General features: G+C 63.3%; 15 protein-coding genes and 1 riboswitch. Of the genes, 6 read left to right on the plus strand and 9 right to left on the minus strand.

What is annotated here, in order from left to right:
• Positions 1-177 precede the first annotated feature (177 nt).
• Positions 178-759, minus strand: a complete 582-nt coding sequence (locus AACW87_RS20905; protein ID WP_098980900.1) for a hypothetical protein — start codon at positions 757-759, stop codon at positions 178-180.
• A 196-nt stretch (positions 760-955) separates the two neighbouring features.
• Here AACW87_RS20905 and AACW87_RS20910 point away from each other — a divergent pair, with 196 nt between their 5' ends.
• Entirely contained in the window at positions 956-2131 is a 1176-nt protein-coding gene (locus AACW87_RS20910; RefSeq protein WP_241326042.1) for an iron-containing alcohol dehydrogenase, read from the plus strand.
• 209 nt (positions 2132-2340) lie between these two features.
• On the opposite strand, the gene AACW87_RS20915 is transcribed toward AACW87_RS20910, so the two are convergent.
• The 3 genes from AACW87_RS20915 to AACW87_RS20925 all read right to left on the minus strand — a co-directional run bounded on the left by AACW87_RS20915 (position 2341) and on the right by AACW87_RS20925 (position 4676).
• Positions 2341-2967: a glutathione S-transferase family protein gene (locus tag AACW87_RS20915; protein ID WP_241326043.1), complete on the minus strand. Its 627-nt coding sequence runs from the start codon at positions 2965-2967 to the stop codon at positions 2341-2343.
• 105 nt (positions 2968-3072) lie between these two features.
• Positions 3073-4341, minus strand: a complete 1269-nt coding sequence (locus AACW87_RS20920) for an O-acetylhomoserine aminocarboxypropyltransferase/cysteine synthase family protein (RefSeq protein WP_241326044.1) — start codon at positions 4339-4341, stop codon at positions 3073-3075.
• A 158-nt stretch (positions 4342-4499) separates the two neighbouring features.
• Entirely contained in the window at positions 4500-4676 is a 177-nt protein-coding gene (locus AACW87_RS20925; protein WP_103471704.1) for a hypothetical protein, read from the minus strand.
• 100 nt (positions 4677-4776) lie between these two features.
• Between AACW87_RS20925 and sgrR the strand changes: the two genes are divergently transcribed.
• From sgrR to AACW87_RS20940, 3 genes are read left to right on the plus strand one after another with little or no spacing between them, the layout of a single operon-like run.
• Entirely contained in the window at positions 4777-6519 is a 1743-nt protein-coding gene (gene sgrR, locus AACW87_RS20930; RefSeq protein ID WP_241326045.1) for an HTH-type transcriptional regulator SgrR, read from the plus strand.
• A 50-nt stretch (positions 6520-6569) separates the two neighbouring features.
• On the plus strand, positions 6570-6965 hold the full coding sequence (locus AACW87_RS20935; RefSeq protein ID WP_043140443.1) for an acyl-CoA thioesterase: 396 nt from the start codon (positions 6570-6572) through the stop codon (positions 6963-6965).
• A 31-nt stretch (positions 6966-6996) separates the two neighbouring features.
• On the plus strand, positions 6997-7710 hold the full coding sequence (locus AACW87_RS20940; RefSeq protein WP_241326046.1) for a hypothetical protein: 714 nt from the start codon (positions 6997-6999) through the stop codon (positions 7708-7710).
• 249 nt (positions 7711-7959) lie between these two features.
• On the opposite strand, the gene AACW87_RS20945 is transcribed toward AACW87_RS20940, so the two are convergent.
• Together AACW87_RS20945 and AACW87_RS20950 are read right to left on the minus strand one after the other, a co-directional pair.
• Entirely contained in the window at positions 7960-8718 is a 759-nt protein-coding gene (locus tag AACW87_RS20945) for a lipase secretion chaperone (protein ID WP_241326047.1), read from the minus strand.
• On the minus strand, positions 8715-9626 hold the full coding sequence (locus AACW87_RS20950) for a lipase family alpha/beta hydrolase (protein WP_241326048.1): 912 nt from the start codon (positions 9624-9626) through the stop codon (positions 8715-8717). Before AACW87_RS20950 ends, AACW87_RS20945 begins: the two co-directional genes overlap by 4 nt.
• Positions 9627-9915: 289 nt before the next feature.
• Here AACW87_RS20950 and AACW87_RS20955 point away from each other — a divergent pair, with 289 nt between their 5' ends.
• On the plus strand, positions 9916-10341 hold the full coding sequence (locus AACW87_RS20955; RefSeq protein WP_043557062.1) for a hypothetical protein: 426 nt from the start codon (positions 9916-9918) through the stop codon (positions 10339-10341).
• Positions 10342-10362: 21 nt separating this feature from the next.
• Positions 10363-10977, plus strand: a complete 615-nt coding sequence (locus AACW87_RS20960) for a superoxide dismutase (RefSeq protein WP_241326049.1) — start codon at positions 10363-10365, stop codon at positions 10975-10977.
• A gap of 72 nt (positions 10978-11049) precedes the next feature.
• On the opposite strand, the gene AACW87_RS20965 is transcribed toward AACW87_RS20960, so the two are convergent.
• From AACW87_RS20965 to AACW87_RS20975, 3 genes are all read right to left on the minus strand, one after another.
• On the minus strand, positions 11050-12030 hold the full coding sequence (locus AACW87_RS20965) for a SanA/YdcF family protein (protein ID WP_241326050.1): 981 nt from the start codon (positions 12028-12030) through the stop codon (positions 11050-11052).
• Positions 12031-12201: 171 nt separating this feature from the next.
• On the minus strand, positions 12202-14949 hold the full coding sequence (locus AACW87_RS20970) for a collagenase (protein WP_241326051.1): 2748 nt from the start codon (positions 14947-14949) through the stop codon (positions 12202-12204).
• 480 nt (positions 14950-15429) lie between these two features.
• Positions 15430-15753, minus strand: coding sequence for a hypothetical protein (locus AACW87_RS20975; RefSeq protein ID WP_043140467.1), 324 nt, complete (start codon positions 15751-15753; stop codon positions 15430-15432).
• 93 nt (positions 15754-15846) lie between these two features.
• A riboswitch (cyclic di-GMP riboswitch) is annotated at positions 15847-15933 on the minus strand.
• Positions 15934-16338 lie beyond the last annotated feature (405 nt).

The following is a 16338-nucleotide window of genomic DNA, read 5'->3' on the forward strand; positions in this document are numbered from 1 at the left end:
TGGCCGGGTTGATGACCTGACAACGTATGGGCAGGCTGGCGCCACAAAAGAGGCAGCAAAAAAGGGAGGGCGGATGCCGTTCCCTTTTTGATCGGGCTGAGCCTGCCAGTGCGGCCCAGGCTGCGCCGGCAGGGGATTCGCTGCTTATTTTTTCTCGGGTACTATTTTTTTCGGGTACTATTTTTTCTCGGGCACTATGCCGATGCCCACCGCCTGGGTCTGGACGGCCTTGATCTGATCCCCCTTGGCGATCAGGGCAAACTGCGCCGGGTTGTGCACCTTGAGCACCAGGGTGTGATCCACCCCCTTGACCGTGACCGTCTGCTGCGCCTTGTCGACGGCGATGACGTCCCCGTACAGTGTGACCTTGACGCCAACCCCGGCCCCCGGTTTCTGGCCCGCGGCAGCCTTGTCCGCATCCACCTCGACGACGCGCTGTCTGACGCCTGCCGTGCCCTTGAGCAGTTCCAGATCCAGCATCTGCAGGTATTTCAGCGCCACCACGTCGCCGACCTTGAGGTTTTGCAGGTTGGTGACCTGCTCACCAGCGACTATGTCGAACGCCTCACCGGCGGCATTCTTCAGGCTGACCTTGCGGCTCGCCATGTCGATGGCGGTCACCGTCGCCTGGGCGGTCACGGCTTCCACCAGATTGGCCTTGCCCGGGGCGGTCGCGACTTCGGTGACCACCTCGGCGGCTTGCACCAGACAGGTCGAGAGGGAGAGCAGACCGGCAATCCATGCATGCTTCAGTTTCATGTTTCAGACCTTATGACGGGAAAATGAGGATGAGAGGTGGTGGGCATGTGGGTCCTGATGGGGCATGGCACCGCCTTCCTGACAGACCATAGCAGAGCCGCGCCTGGCTACCCCGCCGGACTCGAACGCAATGCGTGTTTTGATAGCCAGCTCCCGTTTTTTGACCTCATGGCGCCACAGGCGCACAATTCCCTGCATGCATTCAAGCGAGGGCTCTGCCGTGTACAACTTCCAATATGCCAATCCTACCCGCGTCTGTTTCGGTGAAGGCCAGATAGCCAGCCTGCCCGATCTGATCCCGGCGGGCAGCCGCCTGCTGGTGCTCTACGGCGGCGGCAGCATCAAGCAGAACGGCGTCTATGAGCAACTGACCCAGGCATTGGCGGGGAGGGATTGGCAGGAGTTCCCCGGTATCGGCGCCAACCCCCAGTACGATCAGCTGATGGAGGCGGTGGATCTGGTCAAGCGCGAGCGCATCGACTTCCTGCTGGCGGTCGGCGGCGGATCCGTGGTGGATGGCACCAAGTTCGTGGCCGCCGCGGCCTGCTTCGAGGGGGCGGATCCCTGGGAGATATTGCTGCACAAGGCACCCGTCAAGGCGGCGCTGCCACTGGGCTGCGTGCTGACCCTGCCCGCCACCGGCTCGGAGAGCAATCCCGCCGCCGTGGTGAGCCGGGGGGAGGCCAAGCTCTCCTTCATGAATCCGCTGGTGCAACCCGTGTTTGCGGTGCTGGATCCCGTCACCACCTACAGCCTGCCCACCCGTCAGATCGGCAACGGGGTGGTGGATGCCTTCGTCCACATCATAGAGCAGTACCTCACCTTCCCGGTGGGGGGCGAGGTGCAGGATCGGCTGGCGGAAGGCTTGCTGCAGGTGCTGGTGGATAACGGCCCCAAGGCGCTGGTGGAGCCCACCAACTACCAGGTGCGTGCCAACCTGATGTGGGCCGCCAGCCTGGCGCTCAATGGTCTCATCGGCCGCGGCGTGCCGCAGGACTGGTCCACCCATGCCATCGGCCACCAGCTCACCGCGCTGCACGGGCTGGATCATGCCCAGAGCCTGGCTGTGGTGCTGCCCTCCCTGCTGCGTGAGCAATCGGCCCAGAAGCAGGAGAAGCTGGCCCAGTTCGCCGAGCGGGTCTGGCATTCGAGCCGGGAGGACAAGGCGCTGCGCATCGAGGAGGCTATCATCCGCACCGAGCAATTCTTCCGGCAGATGGGGGTGGGCACCCGTCTCGCCGACTACGGTCTGAGCGAGAGCTGCATCCCCGGCATCTGCTCCAACCTCAAGCGCTTCGGCCTGACCGCGCTGGGGGAGCAGCAGGACATAGATCCCGACAAGGTAGCCAGGATCCTTTCTCACGCGCTTTAAGTCAGGGGACTTGCGCCTTGCAATCAGAGTGGCGCGGATCCTTTCTCACGCCCTCTAGGCCTGAGGTCCTTGGCCAAGGGGCGATCCTGACAATAAGTGCGGCCAGGATCCTGTCCCACGCGCTCTGATCATCTGGTTGACGAGCTGAAAAAAACGCCCCGGTTGTCGGGGCGTTTTGCATTCCGGGGTGGGGTCCTGAGGGCAGAGGGTCAGGCGCCCAGATCCAGCTCGCGCTCCAGCGCCGCCGCCTTCTGGCGGGCCGGATGAGTGTTGAGTCGCTGCCAGTAGGCCTGCAGGTGCGGGAACTGGGCCAGCTGACCGCCCTGGGCCAGCAGATCCACCAGGAAGGAGTTCATGATGTCGGCGCCGGAGAGGCGATCCCCTACCAGATAACTGCGGGTCGCCAGCACCTCATCGAGATAGCCCAGCACCTTGGCACACTCCGCCTTGGCGTAGTCCGGCAGGAAGCGCATCGGGCTGCCATCCTTGCGCACGAACATGTCCAGCAGCAGCGGCAATATGCCTGAACTCTCGGCAAAGTGGAGCCACTGCAGGTACTCGGGGTAGTCGGGGCTATCCTGGGCCGGCGCCAGCCTGTCGGCCGCGTATCGGGCAATCAGGTACTCGGTGATGGCGCCGGACTCTGCCAGCACCCGGCCTTCCAGCTCGATGACAGGCGACTTGCCGAGGGGGTGGATGGCCTTGAGTTCGGGCGGCGCCAGAAAGGTGGTGGCGTCGCGCTGGTAGGCCTTGATCTGGTAAGGCAGCCCCAGCTCTTCGAGCAACCAGATGATACGTTGGGAGCGGGATTTGTTCAGGTGATGCAGGACTATCATGGGAACCTCGATTCGGTGGCAGGAGTCGGTATACGCCTCGGCGAGGCGGCTGGTTCACCGGCGGATAAAAAAGAGCGGGCAATGCCCGCTCTCTCGTCGGTTGGCTCAGGCCTCCAGCGCCTGATCCAGATCCGCCAATATGTCCTCGATCGCTTCGATCCCCACCGACAGCCGGATCATCTCCGGTTTCACCCCCGCCCTGGCCTGCTCGGCTTCGCTCAGCTGGCGATGGGTGGTGGAGGCGGGGTGGCAGGCCAGCGACTTGGCGTCGCCGATATTGACCAGCCGTTTGAAGATCTTGAGCGCATCGTAGAAGCGCACACCCGCTTCGTAGCCCTCCTTCAGGCCGAACGAGAGGATGGCCGACGGCCGGCCGGCCATGTACTTCTCCGCCAGCAGGTAGTGGGGGTGGCCCGGCAGTCCAGCGTAGCTGACCCAGGCTACCTTGGGGTGATGCTTGAGGTGGTGGGCGACCCGCAGGGCGTTGTCCACGTGGCGCTCCATGCGCAGGCTCAGGGTCTCCAGCCCCTGCAGCAGCAGGAAGGCGTTCATGGGGGCCAGCGCCGCACCTGTATTGCGCAGCGGCACTGTGCGCACCCGGCCGATGAAGGCGGCGGGGCCGAAGGCGTCGGTGTAGACCACGCCGTGGTAGGAGGGCTCGGGCTGGGTGAGCTGGGGGAAGCGTTCGGCGTTATCCGCCCAGGGGAACTTGCCCGAGTCGACGATGACGCCACCCAGTGAGTTGCCGTGGCCACCCACGTACTTGGTGAGGCTGTGCACCACTATGTCGGCGCCGTGCTCTATGGGTTTGCAGAGCACGGGGGTGGCGACCGTGTTGTCGACGATGAGGGGCACGCCACGGGCGTGGGCTACCTTGGCGAAGGCGGCCAGGTCGACTATGTTGCCCGCCGGGTTGCCAATGCTCTCGCAGTAGACCGCCTTGGTCTTGTCGTCGATGAGGGCGGCGATGGCCTCGGCGCTGTCATCCCTGGCGAAGCGCACTTCGACCCCGAAGCTCGGCAGCATGTGGGCGAACAGTGTGTAGGTGCCGCCATAGAGCTGGGGCGTGGAGACTATGTTGTCACCGGCGGCGGTCAGCGCCTGGATGGCGTAGGTGATGGCGGCGGAACCCGCCGAGACCACCAGACCGGCAATGCCCCCCTCCAGCACGGCCATCCGCTGTTCCAGCACGTCGTTGGTGGGGTTCATGATGCGGGTATAGATGTTGCCAGGCACCGCCAGGTTGAACAGATCCGCCCCGTGCTGGGCGCTGTCGAACTCATAGGCCACCGTCTGGTAGATGGGCACGGCGACGGCCTTGGTGGTGGGGTCGTGGGAAAAGCCGTGGTGCAGGGCCAGGGTCGCATCTTTCATCACACACTCCTTGTTGGATGTTGCTGGGTAGCAGTTATAGATGGATAGACGTCCAATCTATCAGGCCCAGCGCCGATGTAAACCACCCAATCCGGCAAAGCAATTGCGCCCGCTGACGATATGCGTCTCCCTTGAGCGCTCCGTGCGAGGGATGGCACTCAGAGACGGCGACGATACTCCCGATCGTCTATCTGGTGCATGTCCCACTGCATCAGGCGGTTGAGCTGGCTCATGGGATCCTCGATCAGGGTCAGCGGCTTGGGCAGGATCCGCTTGAAGTAACGACGCAGGGTCTGCTGGATCCGGTTCGGTTTGAGGGGGTTGGCTTGGCTCATCATGGTGCTCCTGTGCTGTGGTTCTCACGTTCGCCAGCAGTATTGAGCTAAAATGCGGAAGTAAAAACTGATGACTTACAGCCATAGGATTTCCTCTTTTATGCCGACCGGTCGCCTCTACCAGCAGTTTCAACGACTCGCCCAGCAGCTTGGCTGCGATGAGCGGGAGACAAGCCTCGCCGAGGTGGCGGATCTGCTCTGCTGCACCCCGCGCAACGCGCGCCTGCTGCTGCGCCGCATGCAGGATCAGGGCTGGCTCAGCTGGTCGGCCGAAGCAGGACGGGGGCGGCGCTCCCGGCTGGTGCTGCTCGACAGCCAGGAGAGCCTGACCCGGCGCCGGCTGCGGGATCTGCTGAGTCAGGGCCAGCTGGCGCAGGCGGTGCGGCTGGCGGAGGGACGACTGGATCTGCTCACCCCGCTGCTGATCGAGCAGCTCGGCCAGGCCACCCGGGAGGGGCGCCAGATCCTGCGGGTGCCCTACTATCGTCCGCTGCCCCAGCTGTTGCCCACGGATCCGCTGCGTCGCTCCGAAATTCACCTGAGCCGGCAGATCTTCAACGGCCTGACCCGACGAAATGAGGAAAATGGGGAAATCGAGGGGGATTTGGCCCACCACTGGGAGTGCCTGGCCCCCTGTCACTGGCGCTTCTATCTGAGGCCGGCCGTGCGTTTTCACCACGGCCGCGAGCTGGCGGTGGAGGATGTGATGGAGAGCCTGCTCGGCTTGCGCGATCGTCCGCTGTTCGCCCACCTCGCCCGGCTGGAGAGCCATTGGCCGCGCACCCTGGATATGTATCTCGACAGTCCGGATCCCCTGCTGCCCCATCTGCTGGCCGAGCCGGTGGCCGCCATCTTGCCGCGTGAACTCAAGGGAGAGGCGGGTTTTGCCCTGCAGCCGGTCGGCACTGGCCCCTACAAGGTGGCTGCCAACGATCCCCTGCACCTCTGTCTGGCGGCCTTCGACGACTACTTCGGCTTGCGCGCCCTGCTCGACGAGATCGACATCTGGATGCTGCCTGAGCTGGCGGATCGGCTGGAGAGCCACCTGCAGCTGGGACGCGACAGCCCCGAGCTCGGCACCATGCGCGGCGAGTCCGAGCTGGAATCGGGCTGCTACTTCCTGCTGCAGGACGACAGATCCGGATCCTTGCAGGATCCCGCCCTGCGCCAGTGGCTGGCCCACCTGCTCAACCCCATAGCCCTGATGGCGCGGGTCGCCCCCGAGCTGCAGCGGGGCTGGACCAGCGCGCTGGGCCTCTTGCCTCACTGGCGCGAGGCCTTGCCCGCGCCGTTGCCAAAGCCGGCGCAGTTGCCGGCGACACTGGTGCTCGCCTGTTTCAACCAGCATCTGGAGTTCAACGAGTGTGCCGGGGCCATGAGCAGCCTGCTGGCGGAACAGGGGATACGGCTGGAGGTGCGCACCCTGGATTACGGCCGCTGGGTGAGCGGGGCGGATGAAGACGTGGATCTCTGGCTCGGCACCCTCAACCTGGAACACGAGCACGCCTTCGCCCCCTACGCCTGGCTGCTGGGCACGCCGCTGCTGCGTCAGGTGTGGGCAAGCCAGCGGCCCCTGTGGCAGGGTCTGACGCAGTGGCGTGCCAGCGGCGAGGAGCCGGGCCCGCGCGCCCTGCTGGCCCGGGTGCAGCAACAGGGCTGGTTCGTGCCCCTGTTCCACCACTGGCTGGAGCTGGAGAGCCGGGTCGGCGTGCACGGGGTGCGCATGACGGCGCTCGGCTGGTTCGATTTTCGCAGTGCCTGGCTGAGGCCCGAGCTGGCCGAGAGCGAGGCGGGTAAAGCGGGCGGCAGCTCCCGCCCCGAGACAGGGGAGCTTGAGTCCTGACGCGGGCCGCGTTAGCCTGAGCGCGGTCCAACGACAAGGAGTCGATATTCATGCTGGAAATGCAGATCCAACCCCGTTTTCAAGAGACTGATGCCCTCGGCCACATCAACAATACGGTGCCGGCGGTCTGGTTCGAAGCGGCCCGGGATCCCCTGTTTCGCATCTTCTCCCCCGAGCTGGATGTGCACAACTGGCACCTGATCATCGCGGGCTATACGGTGCAGTTCAAACGGGAGCTGTTTTATGGCCAGCAGGTATCGATCAAAACCGGGGTGCGTCGCATCGGCTCCAGCTCCTTCACGCTCTGGCAGGAAGCCTGGCAGGGCGGCGAGCTGGCGGTGACCGCCGAGACGACCCTGATCCATTTTGACTACCAGACCCGCCAGTCCCTGCCCCTGAGCGACAAGCACAGGGAGGGGCTGCGGGCCTGGTTGATAGAGAGTTAACCTTGGCCTTTCGGCCAATCACAGGACACTTATGCGCAATACCGTGATCGCCCTGAGCCTCGGCTTGGGGCTGGGGCTCTGTTCCCTGCCTTCCGTGGCTGCTTCCCTCGCAGAGCAGTTCACCCTGATGGAGCGGGGGGCCGAGAGCGCCCTCGACACTCGCCTGTTCAGCCACGATGGCGTCGACATCAAGGCCTGGATCGATGGTTCCCCCGTCATCATAGCCGTGCCCATCATGAACGAGCAGGGCAAACTGGAAGGGGAGAGCCGCTACTACTTCAAGGGCGGCAAGCTGTTCGGGGTGAAGGAGCCTGCGGCCCAGTTTGCCTTCGATGACAAGGGGACGCTCACCCAGTGGCTGGATGACAAGGGCCAGCCGGCCGAGTTCGTCAGCAAGATGAGCATGCAGCAGCGCGAGGCCTGGCTCACCAAGCGGGCCGCCGAGCTGGCCACACTGTTTGCCCAGAGCCCGGCCGAGCAGAAGGCGGCCAAGGGGGGCGTCAAGCTGAAGGGGGCGGATCTCGCCCACTGGCTCTGCAATGGCAAGCTGATGGAGCTTGCCAGAGGGGACAAGGTGATCTTCGAGCAGGCAAAGCTGAAGATTGCCGAACAGGGGGTAGAGGGGGAAGTGTCCCTGCGCCAGGACAAGGGGTGGCAGGATCTCTGCCTCAAGTGCGAGGTGCAGGGCACGCAAGTGACTCGCCTCACCTGGCAGCCGCTGCCGGGGGCCAACAAGCCGCAATAAGCATGGTTGCAGCATGAAACAAGGGGGCCATCGGGGCCCCCTTGTCGTTGTGGTCTATTCCCCTGCTGGCAGCCGCTGCCGGGAGCCAACAAGCCGCAATGATCGCGGTTGCAGCATGAAACAAGGGGGCCGTCGGGGCCCCCTTGTCGTTGTGGCCTATTCCCCTCCAGGCAGCCGCTGCCGGGAGCCAACAAGCCGTAATAAACATGGTTGCAGCAAAGCGAGGGGGCCCAGATGTGGGCCCCCTTTTCATTGCGGCGACGACTCGCCCAGCTTGAGCCGGGTGAGAGCCTCCACCCGCCGCCATTGCTCGGCGGGAAACCAGCGCGCCAGTATCTCCTGCTGCTGCTCGGCCCGATCCAGGGTGGGCAGGGGCTTGAGTTCGGCCAGATAGCCCGCCAGCTGTCGTTCGAACCCTTGTTGGCCCTGCTCCAGCTGATGCAGCCGATCCACCGCTTCAGGCCCCAGCCTCTCCAGCAGCACGGCGTCGCGCTCGGCGGGCGCCAATGGCTCCAGCGCCTGCAGATCGCCGAGCAGGCGGCTGTTGGCCTCGGCCTCCCTGAACCACTGGGGCTGTTCCGCCAGCCAGAGTTCGAGCTCATCGGCCAGCATCTTTTTGTCGGCCTCGCTCGTCTCTGCCAGCGCCTTGCGGCGCAGGGTCCACTGCTCCATCAACCTGTCCTCGGCAAACAGTTGCTCCTGCTCGGCCGGGGTGAAGCTCTGCTGGCGCAGCTGCTCGCGCTCGTCAAACAGCACCTGCAGACTGGCGAGGCCAGGATCCGCCGGCACCGTCAGGCTGCCCTCCGCCGCCAGAAAGCTCTGGTAGCGGGCCAGCAGTTCGTCCTCCGCGTTCGTTTCTCCCTGTTCCAGACGCTGGGCCAGCTGATGGCGCAGGGCCCCCTGTTCGGGGGCTGCCGTCAGATCTGGCGGCGAGTCGGGCCAGAACAGGACGGCCCCCAGCAGCAGGGCCGACCCCAGAGGCACGGCGATCCGCAGGGATCTTTTCATAGCCCCAGCCCCTGCAGGCGATTGGCGTGCTGGCGATAGAGGGTGACAGGATCGGTTTCAAACAGGTGGTGGATGCCGAACGACTGGTTCACCTCGTCCAGATGGTTCATCCGGTAGCCGGTGCCGATCACCTTGCCGAGGTGGCTGCTGCACACCCCGACCAGACCGTCGTTGGGTTCGCTGAAGAAGGTGCCGGTGAGGGCCAGCGCGGGATCCACCGGATCCAGTATGTTGGTCATGTTGCCGCGCCCGCTCCAGGAGAAGTAGTAGACGCCGTTCGCGGCCTGCAGGGGCCCGTCACCGCAATATTGGCCGGGCAATCCCTCCGGGTAGCGCTGGTTGAAGCGCTGGGCACCCGAGCTGGTCAGGGCATCGAGGGCGGCGAGGGGATCCTGCGGCAGCTGGCTGCCGCCGGAGAGCAGCGAGATGACGCCGGACAGGGCCGAGGCGGCGGCCACCGCCAGCTTCTCGGCCACCGAGCCAGGCGCCACCCTGGCGCGGACCAGATCGGCGATCTCCGAGCCATAGTTGACCCCTCCCACGCTGGTGGCGGAGGCGACCAGCTCGGGGGCGACCGAGGCGACGTAGCGTATGGTGGGGCCGCCGTGGGAGTGGCCGATGAGGTTGACCTTGTCGGCCCCCGTGATGGCGAGCACCTGCTGCACCTGCTTGAGCAGCTGTTCACCGCGCAGCTCCGAGCTCTCGGTGGCGGAGACCTGTGCCACGTAGACCCGGGCGCCGTCCCGGGTCAGCGCCTGGGGGATACCGTAGAAGTAATCGACCCCGAGCAACCTGTCGAAGCCGAACAGCCCGTGCACCAGCACTATGGGGTAACGGGTCTGGGTATAACCTGCCGCCTGGCCCAGCATGGGCAGGGTGCACAACAGCACCAATAGCCATTTTTTCATCTTGTCCATCCTTGTGAATAAGGTTGCCGCAGCGGCAACCACCGGCCTCATGCCAGTACCGACCAGCATGACGGAGCGGGACCTTTGCATCTGTGCAAATGATCACCAAACGGACAGATTCAAAAAAGCCCTACCCATATGGGCAGGGCTGTTGGCGGTGCTGGCACAAGTATCCCTTGTGTTCGGCACTCACATAAGTTAAATAATAATTATTATCATTTGAGTGGTCAGGATCATGACGGGAACCTGGGTGAAGGGATGGGTCGGTTCGAGCGACGCGGACAGCAGCATGGTGCACTGGAAAGTGCAGACCCTGAGTGGCAATCGCCACTTCGATGCCGGCGAGCACGCCAAGGCGCTCTCCTATTACCAGCAGGCATTGTGGCTGGCGCGCCAGCAATTCGCCTGCTGGCACGATGCGGACGAGGCGGTGGCCGCCCTGGTGGTGGCTCACCACAATCTGGCGGATCTGCTGGTGGCCATGGCGCTGCCGGAGCGCGCCGCCGATCTGCTGTGCCATATCCACGACTGCCTGCTCGCCACCAGCCAGTCTCCCGCCAGCCCTGTCCCCTTGCGGGATGCCGCCCTGCGCCACACCCGCAGCACCCGCACCGAGCTACTCGCCTTCGTGCGCAAGCACGGCACCCAGGATGCCATTCAGCGCTGTCTCGGCCAGTGTCTGTGTCAGACAGAGCCCGCCCATCAACTGCATTAATCACAATAAAAAGAGGTGATCATGAGCCATACCCTGCCAGCCCTTGCCTACGGCTACGATGCACTGGAACCCCACCTGGACGCGCTGACCATGGAAATCCATCACAGCCGTCACCATCAGACCTATATCACCAATCTCAACGCGGCCCTGACCGAGCTCCCCGAGCTGGCGGCCCTGCCGGTGGATGCGCTGCTTGCCCGCTTCGACAGCCTGCCGGCGCACGTGCAGGGGGCGGTGCGCAATCACGGCGGCGGCCACGCCAACCACAGCCTGTTCTGGCAGGTGATGAGCCCGCAAGGGGGCGGTGAACCGGGCGGCGAGCTGGCCGCGGCGATCAATTGGGATCTGGGCGGACTGGATGCCTTCAGGCAGGCCTTTACCCAGGCGGCGCTGAGCCGGTTTGGCAGCGGCTGGGCCTGGCTGGTGGTGGACAAGGAGGGAAGATTGCGGGTGGAGAGCAGCGCCAACCAGGACAGCCCCCTGATGCAGGGCCAGGTGCCCATACTGGGGCTGGACGTGTGGGAGCACGCCTATTACCTCAAGTACCAGAACAAGCGACCCGACTACATAGCCGCGTTTTACCAGGTGATCGACTGGGACGAGGTGGAACGCCGCTATCGTGCCGCGTTGGCATGACCGCCGGCAGGATAGTGCACTCTGCCAAATGAAAGAGACCCGCCTGATGGCGGGTCTCTTGTTTCTCTCTTGTCAGGGCGTCGAAGCGGGGGCGGCGCTACTGGTTGCCGGGCTGATCGAGAGCGCCGCACTGGTTGCGGCGGCAGCGCTGGCCGCTTTGGCTGTATCCGCCTCCTTGCTTGCGGTGGCCGCGCTGGTCGATATGGCGGAACTGGCGGTGAGTGCGGCGTCAGTGGCGGTGGCTGCACTGGTCGCCGTGGCCGGGCTGGCGGCAGGTGCAACCGGCGGCTTGTGGGTCACGGGCGGGATGGGCAGGCAGGGCTGGCTTGCGCCTATGGTGCTCAGGGCCTGACAGGGGGTGGGGCCACCGATGACGATGGGCTCGCCGAGGAACTTGGGCCCCTTGTCCAGCACGTAGAGATCGAGCAGCCCCATCAGGCGGGCGAATACCTCGCGTACCCGGGTCTTGATGCCCTGATAGGCGCTGGGATCCTTGGCGTTGAAGCCGACGGCCTCGATGCCGAAGTGGCGGGCGATGAAGATGGCGCGCTCGTTGTGAAAGGCCTGCGACACCACGGTGAAGTGGGCCTGACCAAACACCTCCTTGGCGCGGACTATGGAGTCCAGGGTACGAAAGCCGGCGTAGTCGCTGTAGATGGCCTTGGCCGGGATGCCGGCCTGGATCAGGGCCCGCCGCATCTGGCGCGGCTCGTTGTATTGCACGGTCGCGTTGTCACCGGACACCAGTATGTAGTCCACCTTGCCGTTGTTGTAGAGCTCGGCGGCGGCCTTGATCCTGTACTTGAAGTAGTGGTTCGGACTGCCCCCGATCAGGTACTTGGAGGTGCCTAGCACCAAGGCGACCCGGTTGTAGGGGACTGCATCGACGTCGTCATAGGTGTAATGACGGGCGTCCGAGACGGTCCACTCGCTGTAGCCCAGCAGCATGGCGGCAGATGCCAGCAACAGGCAAAAGCAGGCGAGGAGGATCTTGGCAAACTTCTTCATGCGCGGTGCGGTTCGGGTCTGAAGTAAGAGGTGACAGAGGGTCATTCTATTACAAGTTGCCGCTGCGCGTCAGGCTTGATAGCGGCCGATGGCGTCACTCGGGCAAAGGCTGTCGCATACTGTGGCTGGCTAACCGTTTGATCCGGCACCGATAAAAACCTTTCGTATAAAAACAGGGGGCAGCCGTGGCTGCCCCTTGTCGCTAGCGTCTCATCCTCAGTGGGAGGAGTCGTTCGCCTTGCACTCGTCAGACTCCTTGTTGGCGTCCCACCAGGGCAGCAGATCGCGGCTCAGCCAGCTCTGGTAGGCCTCGCTGTCATTGGCGATCAGCTGATCCAGCTCGGCCTCGAAGGCGCTCATTGCCTGCTGCTGATCCGGGTTGCGCAGGGCCTGGGCCATGGCCAGCCAGCTGGCGCCGCGGCCGGTCTCGTTCAGGAAGCGATGCACCGTATAGGACCAGGAGTAGACCATCTCGCCACCCTTGTCGTAATCCAGGTGCAGTATGTCGGCCAGGCTCGGTCGCTCGGTTGCCGGGCGACCCGAGACGTTGTCCATGCCACGGGCGAAACACTGACCGTGGGCGATGAACTCAGCCAGCCCTTCCGACCACCAGGTGGTGCGGTTGAGCGGGTAGTGACCGAAGCTGCCGTACTGGTTGAAGCGACCATCCAGGTAGTGCACGTACTCGTGGCGCAGGTTCCACACCTGGAAGGCCGGGCGTTTCCACTCCGCCTCATAGGCGAAGAAGCGGGCCTGGTTGCCGGGACGCGCCGGATCCCCTTCGATGTAGATGCCGCCGTTGTCGGTGGAGACGCCACCAAACAGGGCGCTGCCGTAGCGCTTCCAATCGGCGGAGGAGTTGAAGATCACCAGCTCCAGCGCCTCGTTGTTGTCATCACTCACCGGCTGCCAGCCTGTTTCCATCTGCTGATGGAACTGCTGCTCCTCGGCGCCCAGCTCGCGGCAGATGCCGTCGGCCTGATCCTGGCTCAGCTCCTGGGCCCGCAGGCGCAGGGTCGGCGAGCAGGTGTGCTCGAACGGCAGCACGTCTTCCATTCGGATCGGGGTGCAGAGTCCGGCAAAGTCACCGCTGATGCAGGCCTCGCTGGTGCGATCCGTGTAGGTCAGGTAGTAGGTGGAGAGGGTCAGTGACATGTCTTCCAGCAGATCCTGACTCTGTTGACCGCCGGGGATCAGGCCGTGATGACGGATGAGCTCGATGACTGAGCCATCCAGCAGCTTGCGATAGCCTTCGCTCTCGTCGGGACGGGTATAACGGGCGACCCGGTAGAGGCGGGTATAGGCATCCAGCACGTTGTTGAGCAGGAACAGATCCTTGCCATCCCGTCCTTGCCACAGCGACAGCTCGCTCATGCCGAGGGCGTGCAGCTGTTTGCGCAGCTCGCCATCCTGCTGGCGGAAGTCGGCGGCGAAGGCGTCGCTATGGTCGCTGGCGAAGTCGAGGAAGTTGAGCAGATCGAACAGACCGGTTGCCCAGGCATGCTGACCATTGATCTCGCTGGCATGCCGGGTGCTGTAGGCCAGCATCTGGTTGAACTGGCCGAGCAAGGAGCCAAACCGGCTCTGCACCGCCGGGCTCTTGAACTGGCCATGCAGGGCTATGCTCCAGGCGCCCATGACGGCTCCCACTTCATCGCTGGCCTGCTCCGGGTAGAGCAGCGGATGGGCGCCGAGCGCGGTCAGCGCCTCGGCCAGTGCCTCGGCGGCGACCGGGCCGTCTTCCTTGTGTTTGCCGTAGTTGTGATAGTTGTGGGCGCGCACGTATTCCAGCAACAGCTTCATGGCCGGATGGGCGGGCTGATTGGCCGCCAGCAGGCTCTGGATGCCGCGGGACACGGCCAGCAGCTTGGCGTCATCGTGGCCATAGTTCTCCTGCCAGACGGGAGCGGGCTGGCCGCTGGCGTCCTGCACTATCCTGGCGGCGTCGGCATCCAGCAGATCCGTGCCTGGCTGTTCCGGCTCGGAGCAGGCGCGGCCATCGGCACGGCGGCAGTCGAGCTGCACCTCCTTGCTGGCCAGCACTATGGGGCGATTGAGCACCCGACTCTCCTGCCACTCGTCGGTTTCCGGCAGTGTCTGCCATTCGCTGCCACCGACCGGGTATTGATAGCCGGTGTCTTTCAGTACTACCTGTACCTCGCTGCCGGCGGGCAGGGTCTGGCGGCAAACCCGGTAGCTGATGGTCTTGTCCCCTTCCTGGCGGGTCTGGGGCTCATCGCACTCCTGCTGTGTCTTGGTCTCGTCCAGCTGCCAGCTGTACTGGCGCCAGACGTGGATCTCGCTCACCTGGCTGGCGGCCTGACTGCCCGCCACGGGTTGCAGGCGGAAGAAGATCTGCTCGAGGCGGCCGTCCCGCTCGTTGGGGGTCTCTTCCAGCACGCTCAGCTGTTGCCAGTTTTGCGGCTGGTATTGCCAAACCTGTTCGGCGCAGCGCCCCTGGGCATTGAGCTCGCAGCGATCCAGCTCCTGCTCGCTGTGACCCAGTATGATGCGCTCGGCCAGCGGCAGACGATCCTGACGCGGGGCGGTCGGGGTGCCCGTCAGCGGTTCCCAGCGGCCCTGTTTCAGGCCATAGCCAAAGTCATAGCTGCTGGCCGGGATGGCCTTGCCTGCCGGCACCACCTGCTCGCAGCTGAGGTAGCGGATCTGCCAGCCCTGCTCGATCTTGAGCTGCGGCTCGCCGCACTGCTGCTCTGCCTGCGTGGTCAGATTGGCATCGCTCCAGTCGAAGCGGCGGTAGACCCGCAGTTGCTGATAGGGGGCATTGTCATCGCGGGCGCTGAGCTCGTAGGTGACTTCGGTGACGCGATCGCTCAGCTGGCGGCTGGATTCACCGTTCAGCCGGTACTGTTGCCAGTCGGCGGGGGAGTAGTTGGCCAGCGCCGAGGTGGCGAGCAGGCCCGGTGCTGCCAGCAGCAGCAACCTTGTTCCCAGATTGTTCATTTTTATCCCTTTGGATGAGAGTCTGCGTGGTTATCGCGGGCAATGTACTCAGTTCCAAAGGGGTATCAACTCACCAGTCAGGCCATATAAATCATTTATTTAGATTGAATCAAAACAAAGTGAGTGCCATTGGGGGCTCAGTTGATAGCAAGGACTCATCTGCCATCTGGGGGGTATCTCAGCCTTCGGCTGACAAGTGTGATCAACGTCTCGTTTGAGATGTGTTGGCTGGGTGTTGTTGCGACAGTACGAAGAAGGCGATGAAGTGGAAAACCGAGCCGACGCTATGGCTGTGTGGTGAGCCGGATCCTGAGAGGACTTTGCAAGAGAGGAAATGTGAGAGGGGCTGGTGCCGGTAGAGGGCGACAGTTGGATGCTAAACAAGCGCTGTGTTCGGCGTGGGCTCCACCTGCTAAGGGGAGGCGAGCAAGTCCGCCCGAGGCAATGAACAACCCCGGGCAGATGGGATGGCTAACTCGATCAGAGGTAGCTGACGGTCACTATGGCCATCTTGCTGCTGCCGGCAGACAGCTTGTACTGCATGGTGCTGCTGATGGTATTGAGGCTGCCGGCTTGCTGCAGGCTGGCCAGATCCAGGGTCTGGCGCTGGGTGCCCGAATAGCAGGTCACGCTGTTGTCAGCAAAGTCGCAGGGGGCTTCGTAGATGGTTCCGGTGAAGGTCACGCTGCCATCGTAGGCAGAAGCTGTTGCCGGCAACAGAGCGACGCCCAACAGCATGGCTGCGGCGGCAGAAGAGGCAAAACGGATGGCGCTGTTGCGAACGGAAGCGGTGGAAGTGTTCATTTTTATGTCCTTTTCGTCACATGTCGTTGTACGAAAAGGGCAACGCAATCAAAGAGAATGACACAGATACAACTGATGACATCGCTCTTCTCAGATGGCAGCTCCGCTGTCTTAGGTATTTAAACCCTTAGACCGGTGGCTTTGCGTCCCGACCTTTCGACCGGTTTGCCCTTTACTCTATGTTTAGATGATAACACCCTACTTTGAGAAATCAATCAGCATAAAAAAGCATGAGATATGGGTCACAGATAGCAGGAATAATAAATGTCTACGTGGGATATATATTGCTGACCTACTGCTGAAATGGCGTTGTTGATTGTCAATATCATTGTCATAACACAGTGCGACAGTGAAAACACCCTCATCTATTGAGCCATGCCGGGATTTAATAAGAAGGTTATTCATCCCTGGCACGGAACAGCGGCCATTTACTGCTTGTACGCCATGGGCGGTCATTATGATTACCTGATTACCTGATTACCTGATTACCTGATTACCTGATTACCTGATTACCTGATTACCTGATTACCTGATTACCTGATTACCTGATTACCTGATTACCTGATTACCTGATTACCTGATTAC

This window comes from Aeromonas sp. MR7, assembly GCF_963899385.1.
GTDB lineage: Bacteria > Pseudomonadota > Gammaproteobacteria > Enterobacterales > Aeromonadaceae > Aeromonas > Aeromonas bestiarum.

What these genes read in the sequence shown, in the direction of transcription:
- AACW87_RS20920 (WP_241326044.1), bottom strand. Translation starts at nt 4,341, where the DNA reads ATGAAAGATGCGACCCTGGCCCTGCACCACGGCTTTTCCCACGACCCC.
- AACW87_RS20945 (WP_241326047.1), bottom strand. Translation starts at nt 8,718, where the DNA reads ATGAAAAGATCCCTGCGGATCGCCGTGCCTCTGGGGTCGGCCCTGCTG.
- AACW87_RS20960 (WP_241326049.1), top strand. Translation starts at nt 10,363, where the DNA reads ATGAGCCATACCCTGCCAGCCCTTGCCTACGGCTACGATGCACTGGAA.
- AACW87_RS20935 (WP_043140443.1), top strand. Translation starts at nt 6,570, where the DNA reads ATGCTGGAAATGCAGATCCAACCCCGTTTTCAAGAGACTGATGCCCTC.
- AACW87_RS20910 (WP_241326042.1), top strand. Translation starts at nt 956, where the DNA reads ATGCATTCAAGCGAGGGCTCTGCCGTGTACAACTTCCAATATGCCAAT.
- AACW87_RS20915 (WP_241326043.1), bottom strand. Translation starts at nt 2,967, where the DNA reads ATGATAGTCCTGCATCACCTGAACAAATCCCGCTCCCAACGTATCATC.
- AACW87_RS20975 (WP_043140467.1), bottom strand. Translation starts at nt 15,753, where the DNA reads ATGAACACTTCCACCGCTTCCGTTCGCAACAGCGCCATCCGTTTTGCC.
- AACW87_RS20925 (WP_103471704.1), bottom strand. Translation starts at nt 4,676, where the DNA reads ATGAGCCAAGCCAACCCCCTCAAACCGAACCGGATCCAGCAGACCCTG.
- AACW87_RS20940 (WP_241326046.1), top strand. Translation starts at nt 6,997, where the DNA reads ATGCGCAATACCGTGATCGCCCTGAGCCTCGGCTTGGGGCTGGGGCTC.
- AACW87_RS20905 (WP_098980900.1), bottom strand. Translation starts at nt 759, where the DNA reads ATGAAACTGAAGCATGCATGGATTGCCGGTCTGCTCTCCCTCTCGACC.
- AACW87_RS20955 (WP_043557062.1), top strand. Translation starts at nt 9,916, where the DNA reads ATGGTGCACTGGAAAGTGCAGACCCTGAGTGGCAATCGCCACTTCGAT.
- AACW87_RS20950 (WP_241326048.1), bottom strand. Translation starts at nt 9,626, where the DNA reads ATGAAAAAATGGCTATTGGTGCTGTTGTGCACCCTGCCCATGCTGGGC.
- sgrR (WP_241326045.1), top strand. Translation starts at nt 4,777, where the DNA reads ATGCCGACCGGTCGCCTCTACCAGCAGTTTCAACGACTCGCCCAGCAG.
- AACW87_RS20970 (WP_241326051.1), bottom strand. Translation starts at nt 14,949, where the DNA reads ATGAACAATCTGGGAACAAGGTTGCTGCTGCTGGCAGCACCGGGCCTG.
- AACW87_RS20965 (WP_241326050.1), bottom strand. Translation starts at nt 12,030, where the DNA reads ATGACCCTCTGTCACCTCTTACTTCAGACCCGAACCGCACCGCGCATG.